A 14,937-nucleotide genomic window follows, 5' to 3' on the forward strand; every position below is an offset into this window, starting at 1 on the left:
GGGCGGCTCGTCACGCGCTGGATCGCCGCCGCCCCGCCCCTCTATACGATGTCTGCGGCGAATGCACGACGCCCCCCGGCAGGTCCAGCCGGGTCAGGGCGCGCTGCGCAGCAGCACCCCGAGTATGAGGATCAGCCCGATCAGACCGGCACAGGCGACCGGCCAGCGGCGCAGCGCATCGTCCGCCCGCTCCAGACGCGCCCCGAACCGGCGCATCGCGGGCAGGCCCGCCTCCGCCACCACCACGAGGTCGCCCTCGGGGATGGCGGGCAGGCGGTCCTCCGCGCGGCGCAGCAGCAGGGCCAATGCCGCGCCGATCAGCAGCGGCCACAGCGACGCCCAGAGGGCATAGGGCATCAGCGGAGCCCGCGGCGAGAGGCCGGTGGCACCCGCGAAGAGCAGCCAGGGGAGGAGGATCGACGAACCGGCGAGCACCGCCCAGGGCGCGAGCAGCCCGGCGGGAGCGGCCTCGCCGGGCTCCGCCGTCATGGATCGCGAGAGGCACTGCAGGAAATGCAGCATCAGCAGCGCGCTGCCGGCGGCCGAGAGCGTCGCGAGCAGGCCGATGACGCCGTCCTTCAGCAGTTCCTTGCCGGCGAATTTGGCGAGCGCGCCGGAGGTGAAGGGCAGCCCGGCGAGGCTGAGCGCCAGGATCGCCATCGGCACCATCACCCACGCCGCCCGCGTGCGGCCGGTCTTGAGCGCGATGCCGACGCCGAGGAACAGAGCGCCCTTCACCAGCATGTGGTGCAGGCCGTAGAAGGCGGCGAGCGACGCCGAGGCGCCATCGCCGGCGGCGAGCCCGGCCCCCAGGATCGCCGCGACGAAGCCCATCTGGCTCACCGTCGAATAGGCCAGCACGGTCTTGGGGTGGCGCTGGGTGATGCCGACCGCGACGGCGTACCAGGCGGTGAACAGGCCGATGAGGATGAGCGCCGTTCCCCAGCCGGCGAGGCCGGCCTCGAGCGGCAGGAAACGGATCAGCCCGATCACGCCGGCCTTCACCACGATGCCGCTGAGCGCCGCCGAAGCGGGCATCGGTGCCACGGGGTGGGCAAGCGGCATCCACACATGCAGCGGCACCAGCCCCATCTTGAGGCCGAATCCGAGGATGAGCAAAGCGAGGATCGGGTCCCGCCACGGCGAGGCCGGCAGGCTCGCCACCGCCTCGCGGATCAGCGGGTTGCCGGCCCCGGCATGGGCGGCGAGCATCACGAAGGCGAGCAGCAGGAAGGCTTCGCCCAGCAGGGCGAGGGTCATGTAGATGCCACCGGCCCGTTCGGCAGCGGGACTGTTCGCGTGCGAGACAAGGCCATAGGCCGGGATGCTGGCCAGCGCGAAGGCGAGGTAGAAGCTGGCGAGATCGGCGACGAGGAAGACGCCGAGCGTGCCGGCCAGCGTCAGCAGCCACCAGACCGCGAAGCGGTCGCGGTCGGGATCCTCGCGCATGTAGAGGCGGGCATAGGCGCCGGCGGTGGTCCAGAGCAGGGCCGCGCCGCCGAGCAGCAGCGCGCCCGGCTCGTCGAGCGCGAGGGTGAGACGCAGCGGCGCGGGTGCCAGCACCAGCGTGTCGCCGGGGGCGAGCAGCGCGGCGAGCAGGGCGGGCAGCGGGGCCAGCGGCAGGTAGGCGAGCGCCCGGGCGCGGAAGCCGGGCGACAGGCAGGCGAGGCCCATGCCGAGCGGCACGCCGAGCGCGAGGAGGATCAGCAGGCTGCCGCCGCTCATGGGGTCACCGCGGAGGAGGGCATCATCGCGGGGGGCATCGCCTCGGTGAGGGCGGGCGGCCCGCCGCGGCCGATGGCGAGCACGCCGTAGGGCTGCAGCGGCGCGAAGCCGAGCGCGGTGGCGGCGAGCGCCAGGGCCAGCGCCACCGCCTGCCGCATCCGCGGCACTGGCGCGCGCGGGGAAAGCGCCTCCACCGGCGTCGCCATGGCGCGGCCGATCACCTTGAAGACGTACCCGGCAGCGAGAACGCCGCCCGACAGGATCACCGCGGCGATCCACCATTCGCCCTGCGTCACCGCCGCCATGAGCAGCATGCACTTGGCGTTGAAGCCGCCGCTCGGCGGCAGGCCCATCAGCGACAGCCCGCCGAGCGCGAAGGCGAAGACGCTCATCGGCACCAGCCGCCCGGCGCCGGGGAGCCCCTCGATGCGGTCGTGGCCGAGCGCTTCAGTGATCAGCCCGGCGGCCATGAACATCGCCGCCTTGGCGAAGGCGTGCGACACCAGCTGCAGGATGCCGCCGGCCCAGCCGATCGTCTCCCACGGCGCCAGCGTCGGGGTCGCGGCGGCGAGCGGGAAGATGAGGAAGAGGTAGCCGATCTGGGCCAGCGTCGAATAGGCGATCAGGAGCTTCAGCCGCGCCTGCCGCAGGGCCAGCACGCTGCAGAACAGGATCGCCGCCGCGCCGAGCAGGGCGAGGATCTGCGCGCCCTCGGGGCTGCCGATCGGCAGCACCTCGAACCACAGCCGCAGGATGATGACGAAGGGGGCCTTCACCACCAGCGCCGAGAGCACCGCACTCGCCGCCGCCGGGGCGCCGGCGTGGGCAGGGGGCAGCCACAGATGCAGCGGGAACAGCGCGGTCTTGGCGATGAGGCCGACGATCATCAGCGCGACCGCGAGACTGGTGGCGAGGTCGCCACGCGCGAGCGCATGCAGCCGGGCGATGTCGAGCGTGCCATAGGCGCCATAGAGCAGCGCCGCGCCGAGCAGGTAGAGCACCGAGCCGAGCAGGGCGAAGACGAGGTAGCGCAGCGCCGCGCGCAGCGTCGCCGCGCGCCCGTCGAGGCAGACCAGCGGCACCGCGCTGAAGGTCAGCAGCTCCAGCGCCACGAACAGGTTGAACAGGTCCTGGCTGAGGAAGGCGACGGCGAGCGCGCTCCACAGGCCCAGCAGGAGCGTCCAGAAGGTGAGGGGCGCGCGGTCGGGCCGGCCGTCGCGGTCGCCGCCGAAGGGGGCGGCGGCGAACAGCGCGACCCCGCCGATCACCACGGCCGTCATCAGCAGCAGCACCGCGGCGAGCCCGTCGGCGCGTAGCGAGATGCCGAGCGGCGGCTGCCAGCCCCCCAGCGCATAGGCAAGGGCGGTCTCTGTCCGGATCACCTCGATGGCGATGGCGAGCGCCACCGCGATGCCGGCGGGGACGATCACCAGCGCCACCCGCGCCGGGCGGGCGAGGCCGGCCAGCATGACGAGGATGCCGATTACCGGCAGCATCACCGCCAGCACCAGCAGGAAGCCGGGTCCCGCCGCTTCACTCATCGCTCGGCCCGTCGTCGCTGCCGGCCTCGGCGAGCCGCAGGATCAGCGCTACCGCCAGCGCGCTCGCGGCGAAGGCGACCACCATGCCGGTGATCACCATGGCCTGCGGCACCGGATCGCCGGCAAAGCCGCTGCCGGCGCCACGCCGGGCGGCGACGCCGAACAGCAGGAAGACGCCGGCGCCCAGCACGTTGAAGGAGAGCAGCTTGCGCAGCGGCGCGGGGTAGACCGCGAGGCCGTACAGGCCGAGCCCGACCAGTGCGGCGGCGCCGAGCCCGAACAGGGTGGCGGTGTCGAGCCCGGTCATCGCGCCGGCTCCCGTGCCCCGCGCCCCGCCACCATCAGGCCGAGGATGACGGCGATGGAGAGCGTCAGCGCCGCCTCTATGGCGACGATCAGCGGCTTGGCGAGGCCGGGCGGGTAGGCGAGGAAGCCGTCCGCGACCACGAAGCCGGCGAAGCCGATGGCGATGAACAGGGCCGGGCCGAAGACGAGCAGCCGGCGCAGCCAGGGTGCGCCGGTCTCCGGCGCCTCGCGCAGGCCCGCCATCATCACCAGGATCCACATGGCCGCGAGGATGGTCGCGCTCTGGAAGGTGCCCCCGGGATGGTCCGCCCCGGTCCAGCACAGATAGACGCCGGCGAGAATGCCGATGGGCGGCAGGGTGCGGGCGAGGAAGACCAGCGGCGGCGCCGGCACCGCCGGGGCGAGCGGGGCAGGCGCACCGCGCCACAGGCGATCGGGCGCCAGCGACCAGATGCCGATCAGCGCCAGCAGCAGCACGACCTTTTCGAGCAGCGTGTCCAGCGCGCGATAGGCGAGCAGCACGGCGGTGACCGGATTGCCGAGGCCGGTCGAGGCGAGGGGTTCCGCGGCCGCGGCCGCAAGGCTCGGCGCGGGAACCTGAGGGGCGAGCACCAGAGCGGCGAGGGCGAGGGTGACGAGGGCGCACAGCACGCCGATGACGAGGCGCAGGCCCACGCCTGGCGGGGCGCCGTCGACCGCTCCCGGCGGGGTGCTGCCGCCCTTCGGCAGCGCGCCGATCGCGCGCAGCAGCAGCACGCCGGTGGCGCCGCCCCCGACCGCCGCCTCGGTGAGCGCCACGTCGACCGCGCCGAGCTGCACCCAGGCGAGGCCGAGCAGGAGGCCGAGGCCGATGAAGCCGATCACGGCGGTGCGCTCATCCCCCTGCGCCAGCGTCCAGGCGGCGAGCGCGACGACGAGCAGCGCGAGGCCGGCGGCGAGAAGGGCGCTCATGCGGGCGGCCTCCCGGTGTCGGCCGGCTCGCCTGCCGCCTCGCTCTCCGCCCGGCGGGCGATGAGCTGGGAGGCGGCGGCGCCCGCGAGCTGCACCAGCAGCCAGACGCCCACCATCTTCAGCGCCGCGACGGGCCCGTCCGCCATCGGCAGCAGGCCGAGCACGATCAGGCCGAGGCCGAGATTATCCGCCTTGGTCAAGGCGTGGAGGCGGGTCAGCGCATCGGGGAAACGCAGCAGCCCCATCGTGCCGGCGAGGAAGAACAGGATTCCGGCGGCAATGGCGGCGGTGGAGAAGAACGCGAGGAGCAGGTTCATCGTCCGGCCTCCCGCGACGTGCCGGCGCCGAGCGCGGCGGCGGCGAAGGCGGCCAGCACGGCGAGGGTGAGCGCGACGTCGACAATCGCCGGCGTCGCTGTGGCGACGGCGAGCAGGAGCGCGACGGCGGCCCCACCGGTGCCGAGAAGCTGCACCGCCATCATGCGGTCGGCCGCCGAGGGGCCGCGCAGCAGACGTGCGAGGCCGATGGCGACGATGGTCAGCACGAGCCCGGCGGCGGCGGTGAGCGCCTCAGCCACGACGGGTGCCGTCGTTGCAGGCCGCGCGGTAGAGCGCCTCTTCCGCCGCGACGGCGGCCGCGATCGGCTGGTGCGTGTCGAGACAGTGCAGGCGCAGGGTTGTGGCGCCCTCGCCGCCGAGCGGCAGCGTGCCGGGCTGGAGGCTGAGCAGCGCGCAGAACCCGTCTCGCGCCGTGCCGGGGGCAAGGCCGGTCGGGATCGCGACGACGCCCGGCGCGAGCGGCAGGGCGGGGTCGAAGGCGCGGCGGGCGACGTCGATCCCCGCCCGCAGGGATTGGCCGGGAAAGCGCAGGGCCAGCCGCAGCGCCGCCCCGACACCGACGGGATGGGCGCGCGGCGGTATCAAAGTAAGGCTCGCCCAGGTCGCGAGCCCGGCCGCGACGAGGCCGATGGCGAGATCGGCCGGCGCGGTGCCGGCCATGGCCACCCACGCCAGGCCGAACGCGGCGCCGCGGAAGACGATCGTGCGGGAAGGCGGGGCGGGATTCATCGGGAGCGCCTTGCGGTCGCACGCCCGGCCCCGGGGGATGCCGACCCGGCGGAGGGCGCTCGCAGCCCGCTTTCCAGTACCATCACCGGCATGTGTCCCCGCGGCGCAAGATATCGGGCGGCGCCATCTGGAGCGGCACGGCCTTTCACCTTATGGAGGTAAGACGGCGATCGTTGCAATATTCGACGATCGGCCAGCCCCCCGCGCGCGCTCCCATGCGGCCTGCGCCGGCGTCCCCTCTCCCCCTGTCCGACTTGCGTCCCTGGAGCTCCGATCGTGTCGACGACTTCCCCATCCCCGTCGGGGCGCGACGTGCTGGCGCCGTTCGTCTTCGGCACGGGCCACCTCCCGGCGGCCGAGCAGTTTGCGGCTTGGCGCAGCTTCAGCGCGGCGGCGATCGACCTGTCGCTCGACGCCGACAGCCCGGATTTCGTCGCCGAGCAGCGGGTGTGGGATCTCGGCAGTCTCGTCCTCACCTGCGCGGAGTTGCCGGGCGCGCGGGGCCGGCGGCGCTGGCAGCATCTGGCGCGCGAGCCGCTCGACCATTGGTGCCTCGTGGTGCCCGAGCCGGCCGGACCGCCACCGCCGCGGCGCGAGATCGGGTTCCGCTCGCTGGCGCGCCCCTTTGACGGCGCCGCCGCCGATTCGCGGGTGATATCGCTGTTCCTGCCGCGCGACCTGTTCGGCCCGGCGGCCGGCCTGCTCGACGGCGTGCCGGAACGCATGGCCGACAGCGGCCTCGGCCAGTTGCTCGCCGATTATCTGACGCTGCTCGAACACCGCCTGCCGGGAATCGCGCTGGCCGATCTGCCGGGCCTCGTCGAGGCGACGCGGACCCTCGTCCTCGCCTGCCTGCTGCCGAGCGCGGATCGGCTGGCGGCGGCGAGCGATCCGATCGCGGCGACGCTGCTCGGGCGGGCGCGGCAGGTGATCCAGGCCGATCTGCGGGCGCGCGACCTCGGGCCGGAACGGCTGTGCCGCGCGGTCGGCGTGTCCCGCTCGCGGCTCTACCGGCTGTTCGAACCGCTCGGCGGGGTGATGCGCTACATCCAGCGCCAGCGCCTGCTGGCCGCGCATGCGGCTTTGTCCGATGCCGAGGATCGCCAGCACATCGTGCAGATCGCCGATGCCTATGGTTTCCCGGATGCCTCCGGTTTCAGCCGGGCGTTCCGGCAGGAGTTCGGCTACACGCCGCGCGAGGCGCGCGAAGCCGCCTGGGCCGGCGCGCCGCGACGGCCGCCGAACCTGCGCCCGTCACGCGCGAGCATCGACCAGCTCGGTGACATATTGCGCGGATTGTCGGCCTGACGGCCGTCGTCTTTGGGATGATCGGCACAGCGCCGGGATGAGCAGCCCATTCCAGCCGCCTCCGCCGGCGGTATATGGTGCGGCGCGAACGGGGAGATCAGCCGAAGGATGGCTTGATCGGTATCTCCGCGCCGGACAGTATCGCCGGTGACGACAGGTGCTTCACGGGGGATCGTGCGTGGCCAAGCTGAATCCGGAAGCTGAACCTCCCATCACCCCGATCGCGATTCGCCGGCGACGGGCGGTCGGCCTGCTGGCGGTCGGCGCGGCGGCGCTGCTGCTCGGCGCCTGCGGGCGCGAGGAGGAGGCCGTGGCGCACCAGCCCCGCCCGGTGCGCACCGCCACCGTCGCCAAGCTCGACGGCGGCCAGCTGGTGACGCTCACCGGCGACATCCAGGCGAAGGACGACGTCTCCCTCGCCTTCCGCGTCTCCGGCCGCATGATCGAACGCTCGGTCAATGTCGGGGACACGGTGACGGCGGGGCAGGTGGTGGCCCGTCTCGATCCGCAGAACGCGCAGAACGCGCTACGCTCGGCGCGGGCGGCGCTGGCCGCCGCCGAGAGCCAGCTCGTGACCGCCGAGAACACCTTCGACCGGCAGGACCGGCTGCTCGGCAACGGCTTCACCACGCGGGCCAATCACGATGCCGCCCGCTCCGGCCTTCAGGCGGCGCAGTCGGCGGTGGACGATGCCGAGGCGAACCTGAAGATCGCCACCGACAACCTCTCCTACACGGAACTCGTCGCCGACGCCCCCGGCGTCGTCACCGCGCGCGGGGCCGAGCCCGGCGAGGTCGTGCAGGCGGGGCAAACCATCGTGCAGCTCGCCCGCGAGGGCGGGCGAGACGCGGTATTCGACGTTCCCGCGGCGATCCTGCGCGCCGCGCCGTCCGATCCGATCGTCACCGTCGTCCTCACCGACAACGCCTCGGTGACCGCGACGGGGCGGGTGCGCGAGGTGGCGCCGCAGGCCGATCCGGTGACGCGGACCTTCCGCGTGCGCGTCGGCCTCGACAACCCGCCGGCGGCGATGCGGCTCGGCTCGACCGTCAACGGCCAGATCCGGCTCGAGAACGATCCGGTCATCGAGGTGCCGGCCTCCGCGCTCACCGCCTTCAACGACAAGCCGGCCGTGTGGGTGGTGGATCCCGCCAACAACACCGTCGCGCTCCGCAACATCGAGGTGGCCCGGTTCGGCGCCGCGAGCGTCGCCGTCGCGTCCGGGCTCGATACCGGCGAGCTCGTGGTCACCGCCGGCGTGCAGGCGCTGCACCCGGGCCAGAAGGTGCGGCTGCTCGGATCGGGGTCGTGATGAATTTCAACCTCTCCGCCTGGGCGATCCGCGAGCGCTCGCTCGTCGTCTACCTGATGATCATCGCCGTCTGCGCGGGGGTGATGGCCTTCTTCAGCCTCGGCCGCGACGAGGACCCCTCCTTCGTCATCAAGACCATGGTGGTGGGCGCGGCCTGGCCGGGCGCCAGCGTCGAGGACACCATCCAGCAGGTCACCGAGCGGCTGGAGCGCACGCTGCAGGAAACGCCGCAGCTCGATTTCCTGCGCAGCTTCACGACCGCCGGGCGGACCACGATCTTCGTCAACCTGAAGGGCAGCACCACCGCCCGCGAGGTGCCGGACATCTGGTACCACGTCCGCAAGAGCATCGGTGACATGCGGGGCACGCTGCCCCAGGGGGTGGTCGGCCCGTTCTTCAACGACGAGTTCGGCGACACCTTCGGGCTGATCTACGGCTTCACCGCCGACGGCTTCTCCCATCGCGAGCTGCGCGATGCGGTGGAGAATGCGCGCGACAGGCTGCTGCACGTGCCGGATGTCGCGAAGATCGAGATCCTCGGCGCGCAGGACGAGCGCATCTTCGTCGAGTTCTCGATGCAGGAGCTCGCCAATCTCGGCATCGACCGCTCGGCGCTGGTGGCGGCGCTGCAGACGCAGAACGTCGTGCAGCCGTCGGGCATCATCCAGACCGGCAACGAAAAGCTGTCGCTTCAGGTCACCGGCGCCTTCGGCTCCGAGCGCGATATCGCCAACATCAATTTCGCGGTGGGCGGGCGGATGCTGCGCCTCGCCGACATCGCCACGGTGCGCCGCGGTTTCGCCGACCCGCCCCAGCCCATGTTCCGGGTGAACGGCGAGCCGGCCATCGGCCTCGCCATCTCGATGCGGGAGGGCGGCGACATCCTCGCGCTCGGCCGCAACATCCAGCAGGCGATGGCCGGGATCACCGCCGAATTGCCGCTCGGCATCGAGCCCCATCTCGTCGCCGACCAGGCGGTGACGGTCGACGGCGCCATCGGCGAGTTCATGGAATCGCTGTGGCAGGCGGTCGCCATCATCCTCGCGGTGAGCTTCATCGCGCTCGGCGTGCGCCCGGGGCTCATCGTCGCCTTCGCCATCCCGCTGACGCTGGCCATCGTCTTCGCGGTGATGGAGGTGGTCGACATCGACATGCAGCGTATCTCGCTCGGCGCGCTGATCATCGCCCTCGCCCTGATGGTCGACGACGCGATGACGACGACCGACGCGACGGTGAGCCGGCTGGCGCTCGGCGAGCGCAAGGAGATCGCCGCCGTCTATGCCTTCAAGGCCTATGCCTTCGCCATGCTGGCCGGCACGCTGGTGACCATCGCCGGCTTCGTGCCGGTGGGCTTCGCGGCGAGCTCGGCCGGCGAATACACCTTCACCCTGTTCGCGGTGGTGACGATCGCGCTGATCGTGTCGTGGTTCGTCGCGGTGTTGTTCGTGCCGATCATCGGCATGCTGATCCTGAAGCCGCCGGCGGCGGGGAGCCAGAAGGGACCGGGCTTCGTCGAGCGCACCTATCGCCGTTTCCTCTCGGGTGCGCTGACGGCGCGCTGGGTCACCATCCCGGTGACGCTCGCCGCCTTCGCCGCCGCCATCGTCGCGCTGCCGCTGATCCCGCAGCAGTTCTTCCCGTCCTCCGACCGGCCAGAGCTTCTCGTCGATCTCAGCCTGCCGCAGAACGCCTCGATCTACGCCACCGAAACGGCGGCCAAGCGGCTCGACGCGGCCCTGACCGGCGATCCCGACGTCGCGCGCTGGAGCACCTATGTCGGGCGCGGGGCGATCCGCTTCTACCTGCCGCTCGACGTGCAGATGCCGAACGACTTCTTCGCCCAGGCGGTGGTGGTCGCCAAGGATGTCGAGGCGCGCGAGCGGCTCCGCGCGAAGCTGGTCAAGCTGCTGGCCGAGGAGTTTCCGAGCGTGGTCGGGCGCGTCTCGCCGCTCGAGCTCGGCCCGCCGGTGGGCTGGCCGGTGCAATACCGGGTCAGCGGACCCGATATCGGGCAGGTGCGGGACATCTCGCTGAAGCTCGCGGAAGTGGTGGCGTCGGCGCCGCTGATCACCGAGGTCGGCTACGAGTGGATGGAGCCGGCGCGCGAGGTGCGGATCAAGGTCGACCAGGACCAAGCGCGGTTGCTCGGCCTGTCCTCGCAGGCGATCTCCGGCGTGCTCAACACCATGATCTCGGGCGCGGCGGTGACGCAGGTGCGCGACGACATCTACCTCGTCGACGTGGTGCTGCGCGCCACCGACGAGCAGCGCGTCTCGCTCGACACGCTGCGCAACGTACAGGTGCCGGTGGCGGGCGGGCGCACTGTGCCGCTCAGCCAGTTCGCGAGCTTCGAGTACGAGCAGGTCTATCCGCTGGTGTGGCGGCGCGACCGCGTGCCGACGCTGACCGTCCTCGCCGACATCCAGGCGGGCTCGCTTCCGGCCAGCGCGGTGGCCGAGCTGACGCCGAAGATCGAGGCGTTCACCAAGACGCTGCCGGCCGGCTACCATGTCGCCATCGGCGGCTCGGTCGAGGAGAGCGCGAAGTCGCAGGCCTCGGTCGCGGCGGTGGTGCCGGTCATGCTGCTGATCATGCTCACCGTGCTGATGATCGAGCTGCGCAGCTTCCGGCTGCTGTTCCTCGTGCTCAGCGTCGGCCCGCTGGGGCTGATCGGCGTGGTGCTGGCGCTGCTGCTGTCCGGGCGCCCGCTCGGCTTCGTCGCTATCCTCGGTATTCTCGCGCTGCTCGGCATGATCATCAAGAATGCGGTGATCCTGATCGGCCAGATCGAGGCCGAGCGCGCGGAGGGCAAGAGCGTGCGCGAGGCGGTCACCGACGCCTCCGTCACCCGCTTCCGGCCGATCATGTTGACGGCGGTGTCGACCGTGCTCGGCATGATCCCGATCGCGCCGACCGTGTTCTGGGGGCCGATGGCCTTCGCCATCATGGGCGGCCTTCTGGTCGCGACCCTGCTGACGCTGATCTTCCTGCCGGCGCTCTACCTCGCCGTCAGCCCCGAGACGAAGGCGCCGGCGGCTTGAGGTTCGGCCGGCGCCGATATTCGCCGGGCGTTGAACCTTTTGCCGCCGACCGCGTTCCCGGAAGGGGGGTAATCATGCCGCCGTTCATCTGCCGTCCACCCGGCGCAGCCTAGCGTGCCGGGAGACGGTGCCTGCGGCGCCGGACCGGCCTGCCACTATTCGTGTAACGAGACCAGTAAAAGGGAGCACCCAGCATGTCTCGCATCGTCATTCTCTCCCTCGTCGCCCTGATGGCGGCGGGCTGCACCACGACCGAGCGCCGTGCCGGCACGGGCGCGCTCATCGGCGGCGGCGCCGGGGCGATCATCGGCGGGGCGGCCGGCGGCGGCTCCGGCGCGCTGGCGGGCGCGGCGATCGGCGCGGGCACCGGCGCGGTGATCGGCGCGGCGACCTCGCCGCGCGATTGCTGGTCGCGCGACCGCTGGGGCAACCCGATCCGCGTGCGCTGCTGATGGCCTGCGGGCGCGGGAGCCTGACCGGTTCGCCGCGCCCGCCCAGCCCACACGGGATTGAATTGACGCTCCGCCTCGTTGGTGTCCACTATGCTATCCAAGGATGCGGGCCGCCTATTTTCGCGGCGCCGCCGGGGAGCGCGTCACGAGTTCCGTCCTGACCTGATTCGATGTCGATGCAGCGCTCTCCTTCTGGCAACGCAGCCGGATGAACCCGGCTCGGGGAGGACGCCATGTTCGTGTCGGACCTGTTGAAATCAAAAGGCTCCCGCGTCGTCACCATCCGCATGACGGAGACGCTGGAGATGGCGGCGACGTTGCTCAACCGCGAGCGGATCGGCGCGGTGGTGGTGAAGGATTCCTGCAGCACCGAAGGCGAGACGCTCGTCGGGATCTTCTCCGAGCGCGATATCGTGCGCGCCATTGCCGAGCGGGGCGTCCTGGCGCTGAGGATGCCGGTGGCGGAGGTGATGTCCCGCAACACCATCACCTGCGCGATGGACGATCCGATCGACCGCGTGCGCGAAATCATGGATTCGCGCCACGTCCGGCACCTGCCGGTGGTCGACGAGCATCAGCTGGTCGGCGTGCTCAGCATCCGCGACATCATCGCCCATGACGTCCGGCTGGCCCGCGAGGCCGCCGGATGGGGGAGGAGCGCCGCGGGACAGGCTGGCGCCCCGAACCATCAGGCGGCCTGAAGCACCGCGCGATACGAACCGCCTGACAGCCATGCGCTGAGTGCATGAGGGTCAGTTGGTATTAGATATACCAAAGCCCAGACGCTCGCGCATATGCTGCATCGCAACACAACGCGGAGCGGGTCATGTGGGATCAGGTTCTTCCCGTGCTGTCGGCGATCCTCCTCGCCCATGGCTGGATCACCGTGCTGATGATCGGCACGCTCTCGGAGATGGACGACGCCATCGTCCTGCCGCCCGAGGCGCTGGTCATCTGAAGCGGATATAAAAACACCCCGTATCGACGATACGGGGTGTTTTTCGGTGCGACTATGCGCGCGACGAGGCGGCGCCCGCCTGATCAGGCGGCGACGCGCTTGTTCAGCACATCGACGAGGGTCTTGCCGAGACGCGCCGGGGAGGGGGAGACCACGACGCCGGCCTCTTCCATCGCCGCGATCTTGTCTTCCGCGCCGCCCTTGCCGCCGGAGATGATGGCGCCGGCATGGCCCATGCGGCGGCCGGGAGGGGCGGTGCGGCCGGCGATGAAGCCCACCATCGGCTTCTTGCGGCCGCGCCTCGCTTCGTCCTTGAGGAACTGCGCGGCATCTTCTTCCGCCGAGCCGCCGATCTCGCCGATCATCACGATGGATTCGGTGGCGTCGTCGGCGAGGAAGAGTTCCAGCACGTCGATGAACTCGGTGCCCTTGACCGGGTCGCCGCCGATGCCGACCGCGGTGGTCTGGCCGAGGCCTTCCTGCGTGGTCTGGAACACCGCCTCATAGGTCAGCGTGCCCGAGCGCGAGACGACACCGACCGAGCCCTTCTTGAAGATGTTGGCCGGCATGATGCCGATCTTCGATTCGCCGGCGGTGACGATGCCGGGGCAGTTCGGGCCGACGAGGCGCGACTTCGAGCCGTCGAGCGCGCGGCGTACCTTCACCATGTCGAGCACCGGGATGCCCTCGGTGATGCAGACGATGAGCGGGATTTCCGCCGCGATCGCCTCACAGATGGCGTCGGCCGCGCCCGGGGGCGGAACATAGATGACCGAGGCGTCGGCGCCGGTCTTCTCGCGCGCCTCGGCGACGGTGTCGAACACCGGCAGGCCGAGATGGGTGGAGCCACCCTTGCCCGGCGAGGTGCCGCCGACCACCTTCGAGCCATAGGCCAGCGCCTGCTCGGAGTGGAAGGTGCCGTTCTTGCCGGTGAAGCCCTGGGTGATGATCTTGGTGTCCTTGGTCAGCAGAACCGACATCACGCGGCCTCCTTCTTCACGGCCTTGACGATCTTCTGGGCGGCGTCGTCGAGATCGTCCGCCGGGATGACGTTGAGCCCGCTCTCGCGGATGATCTTCTTGCCTTCCTCGACATTGGTGCCTTCGAGGCGCACGACGAGCGGGACCTGCAGGCCGACCGCCTTCACCGCCGCGAGCACGCCGCGGGCGATGACGTCGCACTTCATGATGCCGCCGAAGATGTTGACGAGGATGCCCTTCACCTGCGGGTCGGCGGTGATGATCTTGAACGCCGCCGTCACCTTCTCCTCCGTGGCGCCGCCGCCGACGTCGAGGAAGTTGGCCGGGCTCTCGCCGTAGAGCTTGATGATGTCCAGCGTCGCCATGGCGAGACCGGCGCCGTTGACCATGCAGCCGATGGTGCCGTCGAGGGCGATATAGGCGAGGTCATACTTGGACGCCTCGATCTCCTTGGCGTCCTCTTCGGTCTCGTCGCGCAGGGCGACGACGTCGGGGTGCCGGTAGAGCGAGTTGGAATCGAACGAGATCTTGGCGTCGAGGCACTTGAGGTCGCCGCCCTTGGTGACCACCAGGGGGTTGATCTCGAGCATCGCCATGTCCTTGCCGACGAAGGCGGCATAGAGCTTGGTCACCAGCGCCTCGGCCTGCTTGGCGAGGTTGCCGGAGAGGCCGAGCGCCTTGGCGACGGTGCGGCCGTGATGGGGCATCACGCCGGTGGCCGGGTCGATCGCGAAGGTGTGGATCTTCTCGGGGGTCGAATGCGCGACCTCCTCGATGTCCATGCCGCCTTCGGTCGAGACGACGAAGGCGACGCGCGAGGTGGCGCGGTCGACGAGGGCGGAGAGGTAGAACTCCTTGTCGATGTCGGAGCCTTCCTCGATGTAGACGCGGTTGACCTGCTTGCCGGCCGGGCCGGTCTGGATCGTCACCAGCGTCTTGCCGAGGATCTGCTTGGCGTTGGCGGCCGCGTCCGCGGCGGACTTGACGACGCGCACGCCGCCCTTCTCGCCGGCGTCGGCTTCCTTGAACTTGCCCTTGCCGCGCCCGCCGGCGTGGATCTGGCTCTTCACCACCCACACCGGGCCGGCGATCTTCGCAGCCGCAGCATCCGCCTCGGCCGCATCGAGGATAGCCACACCGTTCGGCACCGGAACTCCGAATTCGCGGAGCACCCCCTTTGCCTGATACTCATGGATATTCATCAGTCCCGCTCCTCCACAGCCAAGCGGATCGGGAGGGCATGGGCGCACCCATGATCTCCCGTCGATCGGCGTTTCCTATTCCCCTATAGGCGCT

Annotated in this window: 15 protein-coding genes; 6 read left to right on the plus strand and 9 right to left on the minus strand. The window is 71.1% G+C overall.

The features are described from left to right. Positions 1-93: 93 nt before the first annotated feature. From ACEUEL_RS00075 to ACEUEL_RS00105, 7 genes are read right to left on the minus strand one after another with little or no spacing between them, the layout of a single operon-like run. Positions 94-1,725 (minus strand): complex I subunit 5 family protein, encoded by a 1,632-nt coding sequence (locus ACEUEL_RS00075; protein WP_405700887.1) that lies wholly within the window; start codon positions 1,723-1,725, stop codon positions 94-96. Further along, complete coding sequence (locus ACEUEL_RS00080) at positions 1,722-3,266, minus strand: complex I subunit 5 family protein (RefSeq protein WP_405700889.1); 1,545 nt, start codon at positions 3,264-3,266, stop codon at positions 1,722-1,724. The genes ACEUEL_RS00075 and ACEUEL_RS00080 overlap by 4 nt, the downstream gene beginning before the upstream one ends. Next, positions 3,259-3,573, minus strand: coding sequence for an NADH-quinone oxidoreductase subunit K (locus ACEUEL_RS00085; protein WP_405700890.1), 315 nt, complete (start codon positions 3,571-3,573; stop codon positions 3,259-3,261). Before ACEUEL_RS00085 ends, ACEUEL_RS00080 begins: the two co-directional genes overlap by 8 nt. Further along, on the minus strand, positions 3,570-4,523 hold the full coding sequence (locus ACEUEL_RS00090; RefSeq protein WP_405700892.1) for a hydrogenase subunit MbhD domain-containing protein: 954 nt from the start codon (positions 4,521-4,523) through the stop codon (positions 3,570-3,572). The genes ACEUEL_RS00085 and ACEUEL_RS00090 overlap by 4 nt, the downstream gene beginning before the upstream one ends. Beyond that, positions 4,520-4,840 (minus strand): monovalent cation/H(+) antiporter subunit G, encoded by a 321-nt coding sequence (locus ACEUEL_RS00095; protein WP_405700894.1) that lies wholly within the window; start codon positions 4,838-4,840, stop codon positions 4,520-4,522. Before ACEUEL_RS00095 ends, ACEUEL_RS00090 begins: the two co-directional genes overlap by 4 nt. Further along, positions 4,837-5,100, minus strand: coding sequence for a monovalent cation/H+ antiporter complex subunit F (locus ACEUEL_RS00100; protein WP_405700896.1), 264 nt, complete (start codon positions 5,098-5,100; stop codon positions 4,837-4,839). Before ACEUEL_RS00100 ends, ACEUEL_RS00095 begins: the two co-directional genes overlap by 4 nt. Next, the gene (locus tag ACEUEL_RS00105) at positions 5,093-5,590 is read right to left on the minus strand and encodes a Na+/H+ antiporter subunit E (RefSeq protein ID WP_405700899.1); all 498 of its coding nucleotides are present in this window, start codon (positions 5,588-5,590) and stop codon (positions 5,093-5,095) included. The genes ACEUEL_RS00100 and ACEUEL_RS00105 overlap by 8 nt, the downstream gene beginning before the upstream one ends. Before the next feature lie 276 nt (positions 5,591-5,866). Between ACEUEL_RS00105 and ACEUEL_RS00110 the strand changes: the two genes are divergently transcribed. The 6 genes from ACEUEL_RS00110 (at position 5,867) to ACEUEL_RS00135 (ending at position 12,661) form a co-directional block, all read left to right on the plus strand. Then, on the plus strand, positions 5,867-6,898 hold the full coding sequence (locus ACEUEL_RS00110; RefSeq protein ID WP_405700901.1) for a helix-turn-helix transcriptional regulator: 1,032 nt from the start codon (positions 5,867-5,869) through the stop codon (positions 6,896-6,898). 226 nt (positions 6,899-7,124) lie between these two features. Further along, positions 7,125-8,210 carry an efflux RND transporter periplasmic adaptor subunit gene (locus tag ACEUEL_RS00115; RefSeq protein ID WP_405706477.1) on the plus strand — a complete coding sequence of 362 codons (1,086 nt, stop codon included), beginning with the start codon at positions 7,125-7,127 and terminating at the stop codon, positions 8,208-8,210. Then, a complete protein-coding gene (locus tag ACEUEL_RS00120; protein WP_405706480.1) occupies positions 8,210-11,251 on the plus strand; it encodes an efflux RND transporter permease subunit in 3,042 nt (1,013 codons plus the stop codon). Before ACEUEL_RS00115 ends, ACEUEL_RS00120 begins: the two co-directional genes overlap by 1 nt. 194 nt (positions 11,252-11,445) lie before the next feature. Further along, positions 11,446-11,703, plus strand: coding sequence for a glycine zipper domain-containing protein (locus ACEUEL_RS00125; protein WP_405700904.1), 258 nt, complete (start codon positions 11,446-11,448; stop codon positions 11,701-11,703). 233 nt (positions 11,704-11,936) lie between these two features. Continuing rightward, entirely contained in the window at positions 11,937-12,404 is a 468-nt protein-coding gene (locus ACEUEL_RS00130; RefSeq protein ID WP_405700907.1) for a CBS domain-containing protein, read from the plus strand. A gap of 125 nt (positions 12,405-12,529) precedes the next feature. Beyond that, complete coding sequence (locus ACEUEL_RS00135) at positions 12,530-12,661, plus strand: hypothetical protein (RefSeq protein ID WP_405700908.1); 132 nt, start codon at positions 12,530-12,532, stop codon at positions 12,659-12,661. 83 nt (positions 12,662-12,744) lie between these two features. On the opposite strand, the gene sucD is transcribed toward ACEUEL_RS00135, so the two are convergent. Then, positions 12,745-13,641 (minus strand): succinate--CoA ligase subunit alpha, encoded by an 897-nt coding sequence (sucD, locus tag ACEUEL_RS00140; RefSeq protein WP_405700911.1) that lies wholly within the window; start codon positions 13,639-13,641, stop codon positions 12,745-12,747. Next, complete coding sequence (sucC, locus tag ACEUEL_RS00145; protein ID WP_405700913.1) at positions 13,641-14,843, minus strand: ADP-forming succinate--CoA ligase subunit beta; 1,203 nt, start codon at positions 14,841-14,843, stop codon at positions 13,641-13,643. Before sucC ends, sucD begins: the two co-directional genes overlap by 1 nt. Positions 14,844-14,937: the final 94 nt, after the last annotated feature.

Origin of the sequence: Ancylobacter terrae (assembly GCF_045108345.1) — a bacterium.
GTDB lineage: Bacteria > Pseudomonadota > Alphaproteobacteria > Rhizobiales > Xanthobacteraceae > Ancylobacter.